This window comes from Streptomyces sp. NBC_00435, from assembly GCF_036014235.1.
In the GTDB taxonomy this organism is placed as follows: Bacteria; Actinomycetota; Actinomycetes; order Streptomycetales; family Streptomycetaceae; genus Streptomyces.
The window spans coordinates 1,100,919-1,119,256 of sequence record NZ_CP107924.1 but is presented as its reverse complement, the minus strand read 5'-3'; the positions used below and the strand labels follow the sequence as shown (position 1 = coordinate 1,119,256).

The 18,338-nt window shown below is 69.5% G+C and carries 15 protein-coding genes and 1 pseudogene; 11 read left to right on the top strand and 5 right to left on the bottom strand.

Translation table 11 applies throughout. From position 1 onward, the window contains the following. Positions 1–210: 210 nt before the first annotated feature. Both OG389_RS04925 and OG389_RS04920 read left to right on the top strand, forming a co-directional pair. Positions 211–1,506, top strand: a complete 1,296-nt coding sequence (locus tag OG389_RS04925) for a helix-turn-helix domain-containing protein (RefSeq protein WP_328297228.1) — start codon at positions 211–213, stop codon at positions 1,504–1,506. A gap of 133 nt (positions 1,507–1,639) precedes the next feature. Beyond that, the gene (locus tag OG389_RS04920; RefSeq protein WP_328297227.1) at positions 1,640–2,050 is read left to right on the top strand and encodes an acyl-CoA thioesterase; all 411 of its coding nucleotides are present in this window, start codon (positions 1,640–1,642) and stop codon (positions 2,048–2,050) included. Between the two features lie 6 nt (positions 2,051–2,056). Here OG389_RS04920 and OG389_RS04915 read toward each other — a convergent pair. Together OG389_RS04915 and OG389_RS04910 are read right to left on the bottom strand one after the other, a co-directional pair. After that, positions 2,057–2,242: pseudogene (locus OG389_RS04915) on the bottom strand (ABC transporter ATP-binding protein); the annotation flags it as partial. Between the two features lie 110 nt (positions 2,243–2,352). Next, complete coding sequence (locus OG389_RS04910) at positions 2,353–3,696, bottom strand: hypothetical protein (RefSeq protein WP_328297225.1); 1,344 nt, start codon at positions 3,694–3,696, stop codon at positions 2,353–2,355. A 120-nt stretch (positions 3,697–3,816) separates the two neighbouring features. Between OG389_RS04910 and OG389_RS04905 the strand changes: the two genes are divergently transcribed. From OG389_RS04905 to OG389_RS04865, 9 genes are all read left to right on the top strand, one after another. Then, positions 3,817–4,251: a hypothetical protein gene (locus OG389_RS04905; protein ID WP_328297224.1), complete on the top strand. Its 435-nt coding sequence runs from the start codon at positions 3,817–3,819 to the stop codon at positions 4,249–4,251. A 294-nt stretch (positions 4,252–4,545) separates the two neighbouring features. Further along, positions 4,546–5,799 (top strand): methyltransferase, FxLD system, encoded by a 1,254-nt coding sequence (gene fxlM, locus OG389_RS04900; RefSeq protein ID WP_328297223.1) that lies wholly within the window; start codon positions 4,546–4,548, stop codon positions 5,797–5,799. A 2-nt stretch (positions 5,800–5,801) separates the two neighbouring features. Then, entirely contained in the window at positions 5,802–5,978 is a 177-nt protein-coding gene (locus tag OG389_RS04895) for an FxLD family lanthipeptide (protein ID WP_328297222.1), read from the top strand. Between the two features lie 138 nt (positions 5,979–6,116). Continuing rightward, positions 6,117–9,098, top strand: coding sequence for a lantibiotic dehydratase (locus OG389_RS04890; RefSeq protein WP_328297221.1), 2,982 nt, complete (start codon positions 6,117–6,119; stop codon positions 9,096–9,098). After that, entirely contained in the window at positions 9,095–10,273 is a 1,179-nt protein-coding gene (locus OG389_RS04885; RefSeq protein ID WP_328297220.1) for a lanthionine synthetase C family protein, read from the top strand. Before OG389_RS04890 ends, OG389_RS04885 begins: the two co-directional genes overlap by 4 nt. A gap of 82 nt (positions 10,274–10,355) precedes the next feature. Then, a complete protein-coding gene (locus OG389_RS04880; RefSeq protein ID WP_328297219.1) occupies positions 10,356–11,333 on the top strand; it encodes a thiopeptide-type bacteriocin biosynthesis protein in 978 nt (325 codons plus the stop codon). A gap of 291 nt (positions 11,334–11,624) precedes the next feature. After that, entirely contained in the window at positions 11,625–11,765 is a 141-nt protein-coding gene (locus OG389_RS04875; RefSeq protein WP_328297218.1) for a hypothetical protein, read from the top strand. A gap of 568 nt (positions 11,766–12,333) precedes the next feature. Beyond that, complete coding sequence (locus tag OG389_RS04870; RefSeq protein WP_328303525.1) at positions 12,334–12,531, top strand: helix-turn-helix transcriptional regulator; 198 nt, start codon at positions 12,334–12,336, stop codon at positions 12,529–12,531. Then, entirely contained in the window at positions 12,528–13,937 is a 1,410-nt protein-coding gene (locus OG389_RS04865) for an integrase (protein WP_328297217.1), read from the top strand. Before OG389_RS04870 ends, OG389_RS04865 begins: the two co-directional genes overlap by 4 nt. Positions 13,938–14,079: 142 nt before the next feature. On the opposite strand, the gene exaC is transcribed toward OG389_RS04865, so the two are convergent. The 3 genes from exaC to OG389_RS04850 form a co-directional block, all read right to left on the bottom strand. After that, positions 14,080–15,603 carry an acetaldehyde dehydrogenase ExaC gene (gene exaC / locus OG389_RS04860; RefSeq protein ID WP_328297216.1) on the bottom strand — a complete coding sequence of 508 codons (1,524 nt, stop codon included), beginning with the start codon at positions 15,601–15,603 and terminating at the stop codon, positions 14,080–14,082. Between the two features lie 55 nt (positions 15,604–15,658). Then, positions 15,659–17,086 carry a transcriptional regulator gene (locus OG389_RS04855; RefSeq protein ID WP_328297215.1) on the bottom strand — a complete coding sequence of 476 codons (1,428 nt, stop codon included), beginning with the start codon at positions 17,084–17,086 and terminating at the stop codon, positions 15,659–15,661. 127 nt (positions 17,087–17,213) lie between these two features. Continuing rightward, a complete protein-coding gene (locus tag OG389_RS04850) occupies positions 17,214–18,335 on the bottom strand; it encodes an SWIM zinc finger family protein (protein ID WP_328297214.1) in 1,122 nt (373 codons plus the stop codon). Positions 18,336–18,338: the final 3 nt, after the last annotated feature.

The following is an 18,338-nucleotide window of genomic DNA, read 5'->3' as shown; positions in this document are numbered from 1 at the left end:
GGGTAAAAGGTCTTACATCTGGATCTGGTGCGTGGTCCTTCTGGTTGATATTCCTGTCGGTGCGGGTGAAGTGTGAGCTTCGGAGGGGTAAGCGGGCGTATTCTCGAGATGCCTGGCCTCGGGGGCGACGACTTGTCGCCAAAATCAGCGCATCCGGTAGCTGTGAGAGCTGCCGCTTATTTCTCGCTACCCGAATGAGGTGCCGCCGCTATGCAACACGGAGCCGATCCGATCCCGCCAGGTGATCTGGATTCGATGCCTGGTCAGGTGATGGGGTTCGCAGGCCTGCTCAAGGCCTGGCGTGCGTCCGCCAGTGCGCGCCGGGGGCGGACGATCACACAGAAGGAAGCTGCGGCGGCTATCAAGCGCTCCGTTCGTTCGTACGGCGCCATAGAGCGGGGTGCTACTGCCACCAGGCTCACCAGTGAGCAGTGTGAGGCGCTCGCCGAGCTATTGATGCTGAGCCGGGATGAACGCCGGGCCTTGATGCTCCACAGTCTTGGCACCTTGCCGGAGACGGCGCCTCGCCGGCCCGACCCGCGAGTTAAGAAGGCCCTGCAGCTGTTCATCGATCAGCAGATGCCCAGTCCCGCCTACCTCAGTGACGGCACGTGGTCCATCTTGGCGTATAACCATGGAATGGCTGAATGGTGGCCATGGGTGACGGGGCCTGACGCGAATCTCATGAGGTGGGCGCTGCTCTCGCCTGAGGCTCGCGTTCAGTACTCCGACTGGGAAAAGCATGCGGAGGTTTACGTTCGCCTGCTGAAGTTCGCTTTGGCGAGCCGGAGTGGGGACAAGGCTTTGCTGCGTCTCATTTCAGACGTCTGTGCCGACCCGGACGTTGATCGAATCTGGAAAACGCATTACGACCTTGGTGCCGACCGTGACGGTCATGTATTCCACATGAACGTTCCTGCTCTCGGCGAGACTGTGGAAGTAGTCAGCCATGTCCTCTTCCCGGCAAGCCTGCCCGAATGTCGACTCGTAGTCATCACCTGGGTGGAGGGGGACGAGTCCAACAGCCACAGCCTTGACGCCCTGGGTGGTGTGCGCGATTCCTGGGCGGAGAGGGCGAGCGGTGTCCGCCACGACTCCCGGGACTGGACGCGCCCTGCTGAGATTCCTCGACGAAGCGTGTCCTGTTGTACGCCGGACGAAGCCGCAGCTCTTGCTGGCGATGGTGGTATCCATCTTCCGGCGCTGAGTAAACATGTTGGCCCTGACGTGCGGCTGACGCTGTCACCTTCGAGCGGGTCTGTGATCTGGGCGACTCAGGAGTGCGGAAGGTGGGCCGTTGCGGAGTTCGACGCGTCGGCTGTTCTGTCGCACTTCCCACTCGCACAGGACCCGGACACCACGACAGAGCTCGATGCCCTAACGCGTACCACTTTGGCCTGCTCCCACCGGCCGGCCGGTACCAAGCGATCCCGGGCAGTCTCGCGCGGGCAGATCAGAGCCATGCGAGCCGGTGAGTGTCCGCCAGTTGCCGCTGGCCGGGTCTAGCTGGAGAGCGACTGCGGTGAAGTCGCATGACGATCCCACGCGAGCCTCTCTCAACTCGTAACGGATACAGCCGGCTAGTCGCAGCTTTGCTGTCTTGTGGACGGAACACATTGTCGAATTACCAGGAGGAGCCGTGCCCCGTTTCAACTACCTGTGCCCCATCCGCTGGTCGGATATGGACGCCAACAGCCACGTCAACAACGCTGTTTACCCCCGCTATCTTGAAGAAGCGCGGATGAACATGTTCGAGACGCTTGTGCCCAGCGATCCCACGGAGCGCCTCAGTAAGAACTTCCTCCTCTCGGAGCAGTGGATGAAGTTCTCCAAGCCGCTTGTCTACAGCAAGGAGCCGGTGGAGATCGAGGTGTGGGTGACAAGATTGAAGGGCGTCTCGTTTGAACTCGCTTATGAGATTAAGGACAGCGGAGGCGTGTACGTGTCCGCGACCTCCAAGATGGCTGGCTTCGACTCAGTTGCCGGACGCGTTCGTCGCTTTGATGACGACGAACGCGCTGTCCTTGGCAGCTTCCTGGACGAGTCATAGAACTGGATTGAGGTACAGGGCGGTGTGGAACATCGCCGGTGCCGCTGGGTGACGACCTCGGAGAGTGCGGCGAGCGTGGTCTGGAGCGATGACGGCCGTGGCGGCGATGGCGGGTTCGATCTGGCCGGTCATGGCGAGCCAGGCGAGTGCCTTCCAGGCTGCGAGCAGGAAGACGCCGCAGGCCGGTGCGGAGGAGATCGGCAGGTCCGCGGTGCCGCGTCCCCGCTCCATTGGACGAGGCAGAGCGCCTCTCGGCGTGGGGTGGGCTGGGGCCCCGTCAGAGGCCCCATGCTTGTTTCCGGCTACCCCTTCATGGCGCCCACCAGGGCCGCTCGCTCGGTCAGCGTGCGGACAGCCTGGATCTTTGCGTGGGGTTTCAACCTGCGTCGCATCGTGTCGAAGTGCTCGTCTCCCCTGGATGAGGAGAGATGCTCGTACTCGTCCAGGAATCTGTTCCACGAGTCGCACGCAGCCTCCACGTGTCCGTAGGAGTGCTGGCGTTGTGCGAGCACTGCATAGGAGTGCAGGCGGCCTTGCCGCTGTCCTGATGGCTGAATGCGGATGGATTCCTTTAGTGCACGGATGGATCCGAAAAGGTCACCCGTTTCGTTGAGTACGTGCGCTTCGTGAAAGAGTAGGGCGGTCCGGTCATACCCGCCGACGGAGTCCTTGCCGTCGTCAGCCCTCGCCAGAGCATCGCCGGCTTCCCTCAGCCGGTTGAAGGCCTGCCGCTGGTCCCCCACCATTGCGGCCCCGTGGGCCTGCTGGCCTCGCAAGAAGGCAGTCAGGCGCGGTCCGGCCACCGGAGCTGCCTCGGCCGCCGAGTCAGCCAGCTCCAGCGCTCGCCGTCCATAGCCGAGGTTCGAGGCCTGCAACGACATCCCGCGGAGCGTCCGGCAGTACGTGATGTGGTCTTCCGCCTCACCAGCCAGTTTGAGGGCGGACACGTAGTACTGCTGGCCCAGGCTATGCGCCCGCTCGTACATGGCCATCCAGCCCGTGAGATAGGTCAGGTCGGAGGCGGCCGCGAGCATGTCGCGTCGGACCTCGTCGGAGGCTTGCGCCTTCAGCCATGGGCCGACTGAATTCACCAGGAAGGCCGCAGCCATCGGGCGAGCATGCCCCGCGCCCAGCTCATCGAGGATGTCAGCTATCCGGTCGGTCATCGTTCGCACGATGGCAACCTGGCCGGTTCCGATCCTCGTAGTGGCCTTCCCCAGCAGTACCGGCGCAGGCTCAGCAGCCACGGCCAGATCAGGGAACAGGGGAACGATCAACGCTGCGGAGAAGATTCCGGCGGCGAGAATGCCGCGCCGGGACGGGTCCATGTCGGCCTTTCCGAGGTCTACAAGTTCTCCCACAGTGTCCTGGGTTGTCGCAGACGGCGGTGGCGTGAGACCAGCCTCGGAGAAGGTGACGGGGCGGCCCAGTTTCCGCGCGAAGGCCTCGATGATCAACGCTCTGACCTGTGAACGAGGCTGATGGCCGGCGATCCACTGGGAGACAGCCGGCTGGCCGTAGGTGAGGCTCAGTCCGGCCTCGGCACCAACCCGGTTGATGATGCTCGCGAACTGAGACCGGGACCAATTCGCCTGGTCAAGGAGCGAGGGCAAGCCCGTGTTGGGCGTGCGTGAGCGTTCCGCCATGTGCAACTCCCGACATTGCATGGCTTGCATACTCTGCTGACCTCTCCACGGTACTCGCGGAGCGTGCTGGTGCGGTTACCTCTTCACAGACCCGAGCAGGCTGTGACGAGGGAGGCCCAGGTGACCACAGTTGCCCCCGATCAGAATGAACAGACCGACGTCGAGCACGACTTGTGCTCAGACGACCTTCCGGTTGACCTGGAGACGATCCGCCAGAGCATCACCCTGGCGAAGGCCCTCGGGCTGCTCGCGCCCCGGGCGGAGATCGACGAACTCGCCCTGCACATGCGGGCCCACTTGGCGCTGCTCCTGGCCGAGGACATCGGCGATGAGTCCCAGCTCCGGGAGTTCTACCGGCGCGGGTACCGGCTCCTGGAGAGCGCCCGCCGGGTGACCGGGGCGACAGCGAACTTCGTGGCGTGGGAACACCTGCAGCGGGTTACGTCGACCACCGAGAGCTGTGCCCGCCTGTGGGAGATCCGCCATCAGCACGCGGGCCGCCGCGTGAGCGTGGTTGAGGATCGGCCGCAACTGCCCGCGGGAGACCCGCGGTGATGCGCAGCGCAGCCGGACCGATCGAGCACCGCCGGGCAGGGTTCCGGCTGATCTCCTGGGGCCGTGGCGCCCCTCGGCGGATATCCCGGCCGTGAGGACGGTGTCCCGGCCATAGGGACCACACACCCTTCCACGGCATCTGGCTGTTCTCCGCGTACGACGCCCCGGCCGGCACCCCCACGGGGGCGGTCAGCTCGGGGATCCGCAGGGTCGAGCACGACTAGAAGCATCACCTCATCCGGAGCGCGAAGTTCGTCCGGATGCTCCAGGAACTGAACGACAGGGAGCCAGCACGTGACCGAGACCGTCGAAGAATCCACCGCGTCCGCCGAGGATCTGCGTACCGCGATGACGGACCAGCTCGTCAGAGCCGGCACGATCCGTAGCAAGGAGGTAGAGGCCGCATTCCTGGCTGTTGCCCGTCACGACTTCGCTCCGGACGCGCCCCTCGTTGAGGCGTACGCCGCGCACGAGGCCGTACGCACGAAGAGGGACGAGTACGGCATCGCCATCAGCTCCGTCTCGGCCCCCGACATCCAGGCGATGATGCTGGAGCAGGCACAGGCTCAGGTGGGGATGAGGGTCGGTGAGGTCGGCTCGGGCGGATACAACGCGGCCCTGCTGGCAGAGATCGTGGGTCCGGAAGGATCGGTCGTCACCATCGACATCGATTCCTACGTCACCGACCGGGCACGCACCCTGCTGGATGCGACCGGCTACGGCCGGGTGGAGGTGTTCCTCGCCGACGCGGAGCACGGCCTGCCCGACCACGGGACGGTGGACCGGCTGATGGTCACCGTCGGCGCCTGGGACATCCCCCCTGCGTGGACCGATCAGCTCGCAGAGGACGGGCGGTTGATCGTGCCGCTGCGGATGCGCGGCCTGACCCGCTCGGTCGCCTTCGACCGCGACGGCGACCGGCTCGTCTCCCGCTCAGCGGAGGTGTGTGGGTTCGTCACCATGCAGGGCGAGGGAGAGCACGCGGAGCGGCTGTTGCTGATCCGGGGCAAGGAGATCGCCCTCCGTTTCGATGACGGCTGGCCGGTCGACCCCGAAGCCCTGAACGGGGTGTTCGACACCGAGCGAGTGGAGAAGTGGTCGGGGGTCAGCGTCGCGCGTACCGAGCCGTTCACCGGACTGCAGATGTGGCTGGCGACCGCCCTGGACGGCTTCTGTCTGATGGCCGTGGACGCCGACCTGGACACCGGCCTCGCCGCTCCGCAGAACAAGCAGTCCAACCTCGCGCTCCTCGACGGCGACTCCTTCGCCTACCTGACCATCCGCCGGGACGGGGACCGGGCCGAGTTCGGTGTGCACGGCTACGGCCCGCACGCCGAGCAGGTGGCCGAGGCCCTGGCGGAGCAGATCCGGACGTGGGACCGCGACCACCGGCGGGACGAACCGGTGATCTACGCCTACCCGATCAGCACCCCCGAGACCGACCTGCCCACCGGGCGGGTCATCACGAAGCGGCACCGCCGCATCGTCATCTCCTGGCCCCACGAGGGTCAGGCCGACCACCGCACCACCAATGACAAGGAGAACTGATCATGACCCAGCAGATCGAACAGGCCACCACCAACCTCGGCGACTTCAGCCTCGACCTGCGCGTGGTCGAGTCTGCCGCCCCGATCGCGAACCTCCTGCGTGCCACCGACGACGGCTGCGGATCTTCCTGCGGCGGTTCCAACACCGCGTGCACCTCCTTCACCGGCGACCCCTCCTGACCGGGTCCGTCGCGAGGGGACCGAGCCTTCACCGCTGGCCGCGGTGAGCCACGGCACCTGATCTATCCCGCCGCCGGGCACACGGTCGTGTGCCCGGCGGCGCCACGAGGACACCATGACGAGAAGGGGGCATGGGCTATGGCGGGTCGAGGCCGGCTGTACCGGGCTGCGGAGGTTGTGCTGGTGCGGGCCACCACCCACCCCGGGCACGGGGTTCCGGCGGTGGACGTGGACCTGTCCGGGCCGGATGGAGTTGAGCGGGGCCGGGCTTGGCTGGCGGCCGTCCGTGCCCACGAGCAGGGTCGCCAGGCGTTGGAGGAGGCGAGCCCGGTCCTGGCCGTGCAGACCGCCGCTGTTCTGGCTGCCCCCGACCCGGACGGGCGGGAAGTACGACGGCTGGTGCACTCCACGGCTGCCTACTTGCTGCGCTGGCGCGGCCGGCCGACCCCGTTCGGGCACTTCGCGGGGATCGCTCCCGTACGCATCGGCCCTGACCCGCAGGCGGACTGGGGAGTTGAGCATCGGGTGGTGCTGCGGCCGGATGCTGACGGGCTCGGAGCCGTGGCCGACCAGCTTGCAGCCCGGCCGGCGGTTCTGGCGGGGCTGCTCGTGGCGGTGAACCCGGCCGCTGTCGTCCGGGGAGGGCGCATCGTCGCCCCAGGCCGGGCGCCCGCCGAGGGCCTGGCGCCGCTGGAGGTGTCGGTAGCGGCCACTGGGCCTGTCCGGACCGCGCTGGACGCCGCCCGTGTCCCGGCCGTTTTCGCCGACGTGGCCAATGCCGTCGCCGCCGCTTTCCCGCATGCCGACACCGCCACCGTCCACGCGCTTCTGACGCAACTGGTGGACAGTGGTGTCCTGCTGTCCTCCTTGGACGCGGTGGCCACCGACCCCGAACCCATCGCCGTCTTGCGGGCGGCATCTGGCGGCCCAGGCGCCTACGGCGGAGCGCTCCTGGCGTCCATGAAGGAGGTCACCGGAAGCGTCTCGCCCGCGTGGCCGGACACGGTCCTCACTGCCCAGATCACGATTCCCGCCGACGTCCTGTCCGAGGCGGAGAAGGCCGCCTCCACCTTGCTGCGGCTATCCCCGTACCCGTTTGGAGCCCCGGCCTGGCGCGACTACCACCAGCGGTTCCGGCAGACGTACGGCCACGGTACGGCGGTGCCAGTGACTGACCTGGTCGCCGACTCCGGGCTCGGGTTCCCGTCCGGCTACCTCGGCGCCGCTCACCCGTCGCCGGCCCGGACGCTGTCCGCCCGCGACGAGAAGTTCCTCGCTCTGGCCCAGCAGGCCGCCCTCGACCGGGCCCGCGAAGTCGTCCTAACCGAGGAACTTCTCGCCTCGCTTGCCGTGGTCGAGGCCGCCGACTTGGTGTCGCCGCCGTGCGTGGAGCTGGCCTTCCACCTCCACGCCGACAGCGCCGAGGATGTGCGGCAGGGCCGGTTCGAGATGTGGGCGGCGTCCGCCGCCCGCCCGTCCTCGTCCATGGCCGGACGCTTCACCGACCTTCTGCCGGATGGTGATCGTGACGCATGGGCTGCTGCGCTAGCCGGTCCGCCCGGACCGCCGTCCGCGCAGCTGCTGTTCCCGGCACGCAGGCGCCGCAGTGGCAACGTGGTCCGCACCCCGGCCGCGACCGGCCACACCATCGCTCTGGGTTGGCCCAACCCGGGCCCCGGCGCTATCCCCCTCGCTGACCTCGCCGTCACCTGCGACGCTCGGCACCTGTACTTGATCCGGTCCTCCACCGGCCAGGTGGTGGAGCCGCGCGTCCTTCACGCGCTGGAGCCGACCGTCCTGACGCCGCCGCTGGCCCGGTTCCTCGCCGAAGTCGCTGGGGCCCGGCGCACCGCGTGGCGGCTGCCCGACTGGGGCGCCGCCTCCCGCCTTCCCTACCTGCCCCGGCTGCGGCACGGCCGCGCGGTCCTGGCCCCGGCACGCTGGCTCCTGAACGCCGCTGTCCTGCCCGGACCGGCCGCCGCCGGCGCTGCCTGGGAAGAGGCGTTCGATCGGTGGCGAATTCGCTGCGAGCTCCCGTCCTCCGTGGTCCTCGTAGAAGCCGAGATGCGTCTGCCCCTCGACCTTGACGTGCCCCTGCACCGGGACTTGTTGCGTGCCCGGCTGGCCAGGACGGGGGAAGTGGCGTTGCGGGAATCACCTGCGCCGCGAAGCAGGCCCACCGGACCTTCCGCAGGCGGGTTCATGGGCCGTGCCCACGAGTTCCTGACCGTCCTGCACGCCGCCGAACCGGCTCAGGTCCCGCGGCGCTGGTCCGCCGTCACGGCGGCGGCCCCAGAGCAGCCCGGTCCCTCCCGCACGCTGTGCGCCCGCTTGTACGGACACCCGGCGAGGCATGACGAGATCCTCACCGAGCACCTGCCCCGGCTGCTGTCCGGCTGGGATCCGGCGCCCCTCTGGTGGTTCACCCGCCACCACGACAGCAGCCACCCCGAACGTGACCGCCCCCTGACCTTCACCATGCACGTCGACGAGGGCGGTTTCGGACCGGCAGCCGCCCGTCTCGGTGAATGGGCTGACGGACTACGCCGTCAGGGTCTCGCCGCCCGACTCGACCTGGCCGCTCACCAGAGCCAGGACGGCCGGTACGGGTACGGGCCCGCTCGCGCCGCCGCCGAGGAGGTGTTCGCGGCCGACAGTGCCGCCGCCCTCGCCCAGATCACGTACGCCGCCCAATCCGGCATCCCCGCCGAGGCGCTCACCGGCGCATCCCTCACCGACCTCGCCACCGCCTACGCTCCCACGCCGGCCGAAGGCTGGACCTGGCTCTCCGCCAACCTGCCGCGCAAATCCGGGCCCGTGGACGCCGTCTTGTTGCGGCAGTCACTCGTGCTGGCCGACCCCGACGTGTTGCGCCATGAAGCCGCTGCCCGCCCGCTCGTGGCCGGGTGGACTGCCCGCGCCGATGCCCTGACCACCTACCGCCGGGCTCTGGCCGATCAGCGCGAAGACCCACTGACCGTCCTTCGGTCGCTTCTCCACCTCCACCACGTTCGTGCCCTCGGCGGTGGTCCCGGCCCCGAGTCGCTCACCCTCCGTCTCGCCCGAACCGCCGCCCTCGCTCGCACCCACCGCACCGACCGCCGCAGGGGTCGCGCGTGAACACCACTGTCCTCAAGGCGCGCTACGGCCGCCGCCTGCACACCCCCGACCCGGCCGCAGACCCGGTCCTGGGTCAGTCCCTTAGTCAGGGACCGGCCGGGATCGCGCTGTGGCACGTGGAGAACGCACGGTGCGGTGCCGGGTCGTGGGAACCGGTCAAGGCGTGGCTGGCGGCAGCGACTCGCACCGACGTGACGGCCGCGGACTCCGCCTGCCTCTCCTACGGGGCGCCGGCGCTCGCGTTCGTCCTGCACGCTGCCGGTGCCGACGGCACCACCCGGGACCGTCTCGACGCCGCGACCGCCAACCTGGCCCACCGCCGCGCGGCCGTCGCCCGGGCCCGTATCCAGTCCGGCGCCCTCCCGGCCATGGCCGAGTACGACCTCCTGCACGGCCTGACCGGCATCGGCGTCCACCTCCTCCACCACACCCCCGGTGATGACGCGCTCGCCGCTGTCCTCGGCTACCTCGTCGCTCTCACCCGCCCGGTGACCGTGCACGGTGAACAAATGCCGGGCTGGTGGTGCGTCCATGACCCGGCCCGGCGCTACACACCGGGCGGGCACGCCAACTTCGGAATGGCCCACGGCGTAACCGGCCCCCTCGCCCTCCTCGCCCAAGCGACACGCCGGGGAATCACCGTGGACGGCCAGACGGAAGCCATCGCCACCCTGACAGCCTGGTTCGACCGGTGGCGTCAGGAGTGTGAGGGCGGCCCGTGGTGGCCGGAGACGATCACACGCACCGAGATGGCGACCGGCCGCCCGCACAGCACCGGCCCCGGGCGCCCATCGTGGTGCTACGGCATCCCGGGCATTTCCCGGGCCCTTCAGCTCGCCGCCCTGGCCACCAGCGACATCGGGCGCCAGCAGGCGGCCGAGGATGCGCTGGCCGCTTGCCTCGCCGACCCCCGCCAGACCGACCGGATCACCGACACGGGCCTGTGCCACGGCACCGCCGGACTCTTCCAGACCGTCTGGAGGACCGCCCGCGACGCCCGCACGCCCGACCTGTCCGTCGCCGCCGATGGACTCGCCACCGTCCTCGAAGGTCAGACTGCCGAACCTGACCCCGGGCTCCTCGAAGGGGCCGCCGGGCAGGCCCTCGCCCTGGCCACCGCGGCACGCGACCGGCCACCCGCTTCCGGCTGGGACGCCTACCTCCTCATCAACTGACCCCCGGCCACGGCAGGTGGCCGGCGCCACCTGCGCCGGCCACCTGTTTCTCGGCACCCTTCACGGAGAGGAACGACCCCCGATGACCACCCCACGCGTCCCCCAGCAGACCGAAAACGCCGTACTTGCGGTGCTGGCTGGGCAGTCCGTTGCTGCAGTCGCAGCCCGCGCCGGGATCGACACCGAAGAACTCGACGACGCAACCGCCCTATACCGGGCAGCGGGGCAAGCCGCTCTCGCAGAGCAGGTCGCCCGCCGAGACTGGCACCAGTCCCGGATCGAGTTCGCGGATTTCGACCGGGCCGAGGACATCGCCGCCCACCACCTCGTCCCCCGCCTGCGTCTCCTGGAGGACTCCGGCATGCTCGCCGCCTGGTGGTTCATCCGCAAGGCGCCCTGCTGGCGGCTGCGGCTCCTGGCCACCGCCGATACTGATCCCGGCCGCCTCCACGCAGCCCTGTCCGAAATCCTCGGAAGCCTTGTCCAGTCCGCTGAAGTCCTGCGCTGGTGGCCCACCGTCTACGAGCCGGAAGTCGTGGCCTTCGGCGGGTTCGGAGGCATCGATATCGCCCACGGGCTCTTCCACGCCGACTCCCGTCATTTCCTGGACCGCACCCAGCACGCATCGGGCCTGGGGCGGCGTGAGACGTCGCTTCTGCTGGTTACGGCAATGCTGCGGTCTGCCGGGCTCGACTGGTACGAACAGGGCGACGTTTGGGACCGGGTCGCCGGTCTACGGCCCCTGCCCGGCGACGTCACCGCCGAAAACCTGGCCCAGACCTCCACAGGTGTACGCCGTCTCCTGACCCTCGACACCCGACCGCTGACGGCCGGCGGAGGGTCGATGGAGGCCATCGCCCCGTGGTTCGCCGCCTTCGAGTTCGCCGGGCGAAACATCGGGCAAGCCGCTCAGAGCGGCAACCTCCAGCGTGGCCCCCGCGACGTCCTGACGCACCATGTGATCTTCCACTGGAACCGACACGGCATGTCAGCCCGCACTCAGGGAGTCCTCGCCCACGCTGCCCGCGCCGCGATCCTGGCTCCCACCGCGACCAACTGACCAGCGGCAGGTGCGGAACGGTCACCGCGATACCTCAGCAGGGCGGGCTGGCCCACGGCGTCGTCTCGGTATGCGTCTTGCGTACGCGCACGCCTCCCGAAGCCGTTGACGGGGACGGTGTGTGCAGAGCGGAGCAAATCAGGGATGAAGGCCCCGACTTACGCGGATCCAATCACCTGAAGACCCCATGCCGTTCCGCCGGGGGTCTTCCCGGGACACGGATCAGCGCGACGGGTCCTTCTGGTCTACCTGGCATCGCACCGGGTGCGACAGCGCGCAAACTCCGTTCAGGTGCTGGTCGTCACCTTTCGACGCGCGATTCGGGACCTCGCCGGCCTCATCGACGACGAACTGCTGGTGGACGCAGACGCAGGCCTGGCCTGTTGTACCTATCGAGTTCGCTGGTGGCAGACCGGCAACCCGATCCAATGAGTGGAGAGGGTGCGGTGCTCCATGTCAACGTAATGGTCTGACACAAAGCTGCAGGTCAGCAGCTATTTGGATCTCGGATGGGTGTTGGTCCTTCCGGGTGTTCGGTAAGGAGCTTCATGGCGCTGCACAGGATCAAGGTCACCGGACCGCATGGGGACTGGACGGTAGGTCCGCCGGCTCACGAGCACACGCTGGTCGGGGCTCCGCTGACCTCCGGGTGTGCTGGCCGGTCTCGGTACCTGGCCGCGTGCGCATGTGGAGAGTGGAGCGAAGGGTCGTCCACGAAGTCGTACGCGGTGGAGATGGGTAAGAGGCATCGCAGCGCTCAGGTTTGCCCTCCAGTTCGTGGCGGAGCGTGAGGGCGGGCTTTCGGCTCGGAGGCCTGTAGGGGGCGACGGCACGGTCGTCTATCACTCGATCCGTGAATTCGGAATTCCCGGATTCTCCGGATCATTGGACTTGTTCGCAGGGGCTGTGCTTGGCGGTGGAGCCGTGTGGATGGGAGCTCGGCAGCCTAGTGGCGCGGGCACCCCAGATTCAGCAGGTCCTCAGAGAAGGCAGTCACGCATTGGCCCGTCCCCCCGCCCTCAAACTTGCCGAGGTGCTTGCGGAAATCCGCATGAGTCCATCGGCGTTCTACCGACTGCGTGCTCGCGACCAGGCGCCGCGCATGATCAAGCTCCCGAACGGTGAGCTTCGCTGCCGTCGCGCGGATCTGGACGCCTGGTGGGATATGTGCGAGAAGGACACACCGAATTGGCAATGAGTTACAACGTCCGCTTCTGGGACATACGTGAACGCCCGGAGCGTCGGAAGCCGTTCATGGTTCGATGGACCGTCAACACTCTGGAGAAGTCCGAGTCCTTCATGACGAAGGGACTTGCCGATAGCCGACGGTCGAAGCTGATGACAGCCGCTCGCGAAGGGGAGGCCTTCGACGAGCAGACTGGTCTGCCGGCCTCAGAGCTACGGGCGATCAAGCAGCGCACCACGTGGTACGACCTGGCCCATGAGTACATCGACCAACGTTGGGACCGGACCCCGGGTAATACCCGTCGCACGTTGGCAGATGCCCTCGCCACCATTACGCCTGCTCTCGTGGACCGTGGGACGTCCTTCTCGGATCCGCGGGTCCTTCGCCGGGCACTGTACTCGTGGACGTTCAACAAGAAGGCGTGGGAGGAGGAGCCGCGTGAGGAGTGGCAGCAGGCCATCGCCTGGATGAAGAGGAACTCGCTCCCTGTCAACACGATGGCGGAGGCCGACGTGCTACGTCGGGCGTTGGACGCGATGGGCCGCACATTGGACGGGAAGGCTGCCGCGGCCAAGACCACGCGCCGCAAGCGGGCGGCGTTCAGCGAGGTGTTGGCAACGGCAGTCGAGAAGGGCTACTTCGCCGAGAATCCGCTGGTCGGGGTCAGATGGACCGCTCCGGCGGTCAGTGAGGAGGTCGACCCGGCCGCCGTTCCGAATCCGAACCAGGTGGCCCGGCTGCTTGCCGCAGTGGCCGCAGGCCGCGGGAGAGGGCCCCACGTCGAAGCCTTCTTCGGTTGCATGTACTACGCGGCGATGCGCCCTGCGGAGGCCATCCACCTTCAGCAGTCCCAGTGTCATCTCCCCAAGAGCGGATGGGGGATGCTCAACCTGACAGGTGGAGTCGTGACAGCGGGCAAGGACTGGACTGACAGCGGTGAGGTCTACGAAATCCACTCGCTGAAACGTCGTGCTGCCACCGCCACGCGTCCTGTGCCCATTCCTCCGGCGTTCGTGCGGACACTCCGCGGGCACATCGAACGGTTCGGAGTGGCTCCGGACGGTCGGCTGTTTCGCAACGCAGCGGGGAAGTACCTCGATCCAGCCGCCTACGGCACCACGTGGAAGCGGGCGCGCGAACACGTCCTGACCCCGTACGAGCTCTCCACCCGTCTCGCGAAGCGGCCGTACGACCTCAGGCACGCCGGGATCTCGTTCTGGCTCCACTCCGGTGTGGACCCAGCGGAGTGCGCACGCAGGGCCGGGCAGAGCATCGAGGTCCTCTTCCGGCACTACGCCAAGTTCCTCGCCGGCGTTCAGGCCCACTCGAACCACCTGATCGAGCAGTCCATGGCGAAGTGGGAGCAGCGCGCCGATTCCTCGCCGGAAGACGGGATGAGCATCGGATTTGGTCCGTGACTGGTCCGGAACTGCTGGTCAGCAGTGGGATACCCGTGGGAGGAACTGGGAGTAACGCCCCATCCCGGGCGTGCTTCCTGGTGAACTGCTGAAGGCGCCCAACCTGGATAAAACCCCAGGTCAGGCGCCTTTTCTCGTGCCTTTAGAAGAAGCCGAGCTTCTTCGGGGAGTACGACACCAGAAGATTCTTCGTCTGCTGGTAGTGCTCCAGCATCATCTTGTGGGTCTCACGGCCGATGCCCGACTGCTTGTAGCCGCCGAAGGCCGCGTGGGCGGGGTAGGCGTGGTAGCAGTTCGTCCAGACGCGGCCGGCCTGGATCGCGCGGCCCGCTCGGTAGGCCGTGTTGATGTCGCGGGTCCAGACACCGGCGCCCAGTCCGTACGCCGTGTCGTTCGCGATGCGGACGGCGTCGTCGAAGTCCTGGAACGAGGTCACCGAGACGACCGGGCCGAAGATCTCCTCCTGGAAGATCCGCATGCGGTTGTCGCCCTCGAAGACGGTCGGCTGGACGTAGAAGCCGCCCGCCAGTTCACCGCCGTGCTCGACGCGCTGCCCGCCGGTCAGGATCTTCGCGCCCTCCTGCTGGCCGATCTCCACGTACGACAGGATCTTCCTCAGCTGCTCCTCAGAGGCCTGCGCGCCGATCATCGTGTCCGTGTCCAGCGGGTGTCCCGGCACGATCAGTTCGGTACGTGCCACGGCCGCGTCGAGGAAGTCGCCGTAGCGGCCGCGCTCGATCAGGGCGCGCGACGGGCTCGTGCACACCTCGCCCTGGTTGAGGGCGAACATGGTGAAGCCTTCGAGGGCCTTGTCCCGGAGGTCGTCGTCCGTGGTCCAGATGTCGTCGAAGAAGAGGTTCGGGCTCTTGCCGCCCAGCTCCAGGGTGACCGGCTTGAGGTTCTCCGCCGCGTACCGCATGATCAGCCGCCCGGTGGACGTCTCCCCGGTGAAGGCCACCTTGGCCACGCGCGGGCTGGAGGCGAGCGGTTTGCCGGCCTCCTCGCCGAATCCGTTGACGATGTTGATCACACCCGGCGGCAGCAGGTCCGCGATCAGGCTCATCACGTAGTGCACGGACACTGGGGTCTGTTCGGCCGGCTTCAGTACCACCGTGTTGCCCGCGGCCAGGGCCGGGGCCAGCTTCCACACCGCCATCAGGATGGGGAAGTTCCACGGGATGATCTGGGCGACGACACCCAGCGGCTCGTGGAAGTGGTAGGCGACCGTGTCCTCGTCGATCTGGCTGAGGGCGCCCTCCTGGGCGCGCAGCGCGCCCGCGAAGTATCGGAACTGGTCGATGGCGAGCGGTATGTCGGCGGCCAGCGTCTCGCGGACGGGCTTGCCGTTCTCCCAGGTCTCCGCGACGGCGAGGGCCTCCAGATGCTGTTCCATCCGGTCAGCGATCCGCAGCAGGACCGTGGAACGCTCGGTGATCGAGGTGCGGCCCCACGCGGGCGCGGCGGCGTGCGCCGCGTCCAGCGCGCGCTCGACGTCCTCGGCCGTGCCACGCGCGACCTCGGTGAAGGTCTCACCGGTGACGGGGGAGGGGTTGGCGAAGTACCGGCCCAGGGCGGGCTCGACGTATTCGCCGCCGATGAAGTGGCCGTAGCGCGACGCGTACGACATGAGTGCGCCCTCGGTACCGGGCGCGGTGTAACGGGCCATGGTGGTCCTCCCCTTGCCGGGCGCCGGCCGCCGTCGGCCGGCGCTCGCCGTGAGGCTAGGGGCGGGCAGGTTGCCGGTACGTTGCACGGCCGCGCGGCGCACGGCCCGGGGGCGGCGGCGTGGCGTCGGGCGCACCGCCGGGACCGCAGGCGGGCGCCCGTCCGGCGGGTGGCGGCCCGGCGTGCGGTGCGCCGGGGTGAGGCGGCCCGCCGTACTGTGCCCCGTCGGGGGACCGGCCGAGTTCCGTGTCGATGGCCCGTACGCGGGCCAGCGCGGCCGGCCGGTCGGCAGGCGGGAGCACGGCCGCCAGGGCCCGCCAGACCTCGGCGTCCTCCGCGCCCCACGCGCTGCACACCCAGTCGGCCAGCAGCCCCGCGTCGGCCCGCGCGATCACGGCGGCCCGCGCCTGGTCCTCGATGCGGCGCCGGAGCCGGACGACACCGGGCGCCACCGACGCGGGCAGCAGCGGGCCCGGGTAGCGGGCCAGGGCCGCCGAGACGGCGCCGCCGGCCAACTGCCGGGTGACGGCGGTGAAATCGGACTCCAGGGGCGCGGCCGTGCGGTAAGGGCGCGAGAGCGGGGCGCCGGATCCCAGCAAGCTCCGCAGCCGTGACATCTCCGCGCGCAGTGTCACTGGTGACACCGACTCGTCCTCGTACAGGGCGATCGCCAGTTCGTCCCCCGACAGCCCCTCCGGGTGGTGCGCGAGCAGAGTCATGATCTCGCTGTGCCGGCGCCCGAGCCGGAGTTCGCGGCCGCCGAGGCTCAGCAGGGCCTCGTCCCGGCCGAGCGCGGTGAGGGAGTCCCCGGGGGTTCGCGGTGCCGGATCCAGCAGCGCCAGCCGGGCCTCCGCCGCGCAGGCGACCGCCCGTACGAACGCGAGGGAGTGCGGATGGGCCAGCCAGTCACCCCCGGTGACGTCGACGGCGCCGAGCAGCCGCCCGGTGCGCGGGTCGTGGACCGGAGCCGCCGCGCAGGTCCACGGGTGGACCCGGCGGCTGAAGTGCTCGGCCCCGAAGACCTGGACCGGCTCCCCGACCGCGACCGCCGTACCGGGGGCGTTGGTCCCCATCGCCGCCTCCGACCAGCGGGCGCCCGGCACGAAGCCGAGGCCCTCCGCACGCCGCATCGTGGCGGGTTCGCCCTCCACCCAGAGCAGGCTGCCCCGTGCGTCGCACACCGCCAGCAGATGGGCCCCGTCCGAGGCGAAGGCGCCCACGAGCTCCCGGAACAGCGGAAGCACCGGGGCCAGCGGATGCTGCTCCCGGTACGAGCGCAGGTCCGCCCCGGCCAGCTCCAGCCGGGGCGCGCACTCGGGGCTGACCCGGGCCCGGGCGCAGCGCCGCCAGGACCTCGCGATAACCGCCCGCACCGGGGCCTCGACCCACCCGTCCTGGGTGAACGCGGCGTGGGCCCGGCGGAGTTCCCGCGTCCGCGCGGCGGGATCGGCCCCGCCGGGCAGAGCCACCGAAGGACCGTCCATGTCACCCTCCCGCGGTGCCTGGCTACCCGGAGCGCCCCCATCGTCGTCCCGCACCGCCGCCCCGACAAGCGGTACGTCGGCCAGTACGGGTCGATTCGGACCGGGACGGGACCGCGACGGCCGGGCCCTAGTACTCCGGGTCCAGCGCCGCCAGCGCCGACGCCGGGTCCGGGGACGGCGGGCCCGCCGGGAGCCACTGGCCCGCCGGGAGCCCCTGGACCGCCGCGCGGCGGTACGGCCACCAGCGGCCGTCCCGGCCCAGGCGGAGCTGGCGGTGGCCACCCGGTTCCGTCCAGCGGGCGCGGGTCCGGCGGAGCACCGGGGCGGGGGCGGCGGTGTCGGTGGCGGTGTCCGCCCCCTCCGGCCAGGCCGCCGCGAGGGCGGCCCGGGCCCGGGTGAGGGCCGCCCGGTCCGGGGTCCAGTCCTCCTCCAGTACCGCGACGGCCCGTGCCCCGCCGAAGCCCCAGGCGAGAACGGCCCGGTCCATGGCGGCCCGGTCCCTGTCGGCAGCCGCCGCCAGGCGGGAGCGGACCCGGAGGTCGCGGGCCTCAACCGTGAGGCGTACGGCGTCTTCGGCAGTCGTCGGCGCTGGCTGCGGGGCGCGCTCCGCATGGCCCGGAGCGAGCGCTTCGGCGAGCAGCCGGTACGCCTGCGTCGCGGCCGCCTGCGCGAGGAACTCCACCGCGTCCACGTCCAGGCCCGGCGGCTCCGTCTCCGTGTCCAGCGTCGGCGGCTGGCCCGGCGCCTCCGGCAGCAGTGCGGGCGGGGGCAGCGCGGGCAGGGCGGACGCCGCCGCGTACGCCTCGGAGGCCGGAACCCCCACGTCGGCCACGGTTTCCGGAGCCTTCGCCTCCGCCGTGCTGCGCTCCTCCAGCTCGTCCACCAGGTCGGCCTCCGAGCGCCCGCGCAGCAGCAACAGCACGAAGGGGTCCTGGTCCAGCAGCCGCGCCACCTGGTAGCAGAGCGCCGCCGTGTGTGGGCAGTGGTCCCACTCGTCGCAGTCGCAGCGCGGGTCCAGGTCCCCGATCCCGGGCAGCAGTTCCACCCCGGCCGCCGCCGCGTCCCGCACCAGCTCCGGCGGCACCTCCCGGTCCAGCAGAGCCGCGATGTGCCCGGACTCGGCGGCTGCCAGCCCGAGCAGCCGGCCCCATTCCGCTTCGGTGAACTCCTGCACCAGTACGTCGGTCCGGTGCGCCGTCCCGTCCCGGTCCCGCACCACGGCGGTCAGGCTGCCGGGACGCACCGACACGGC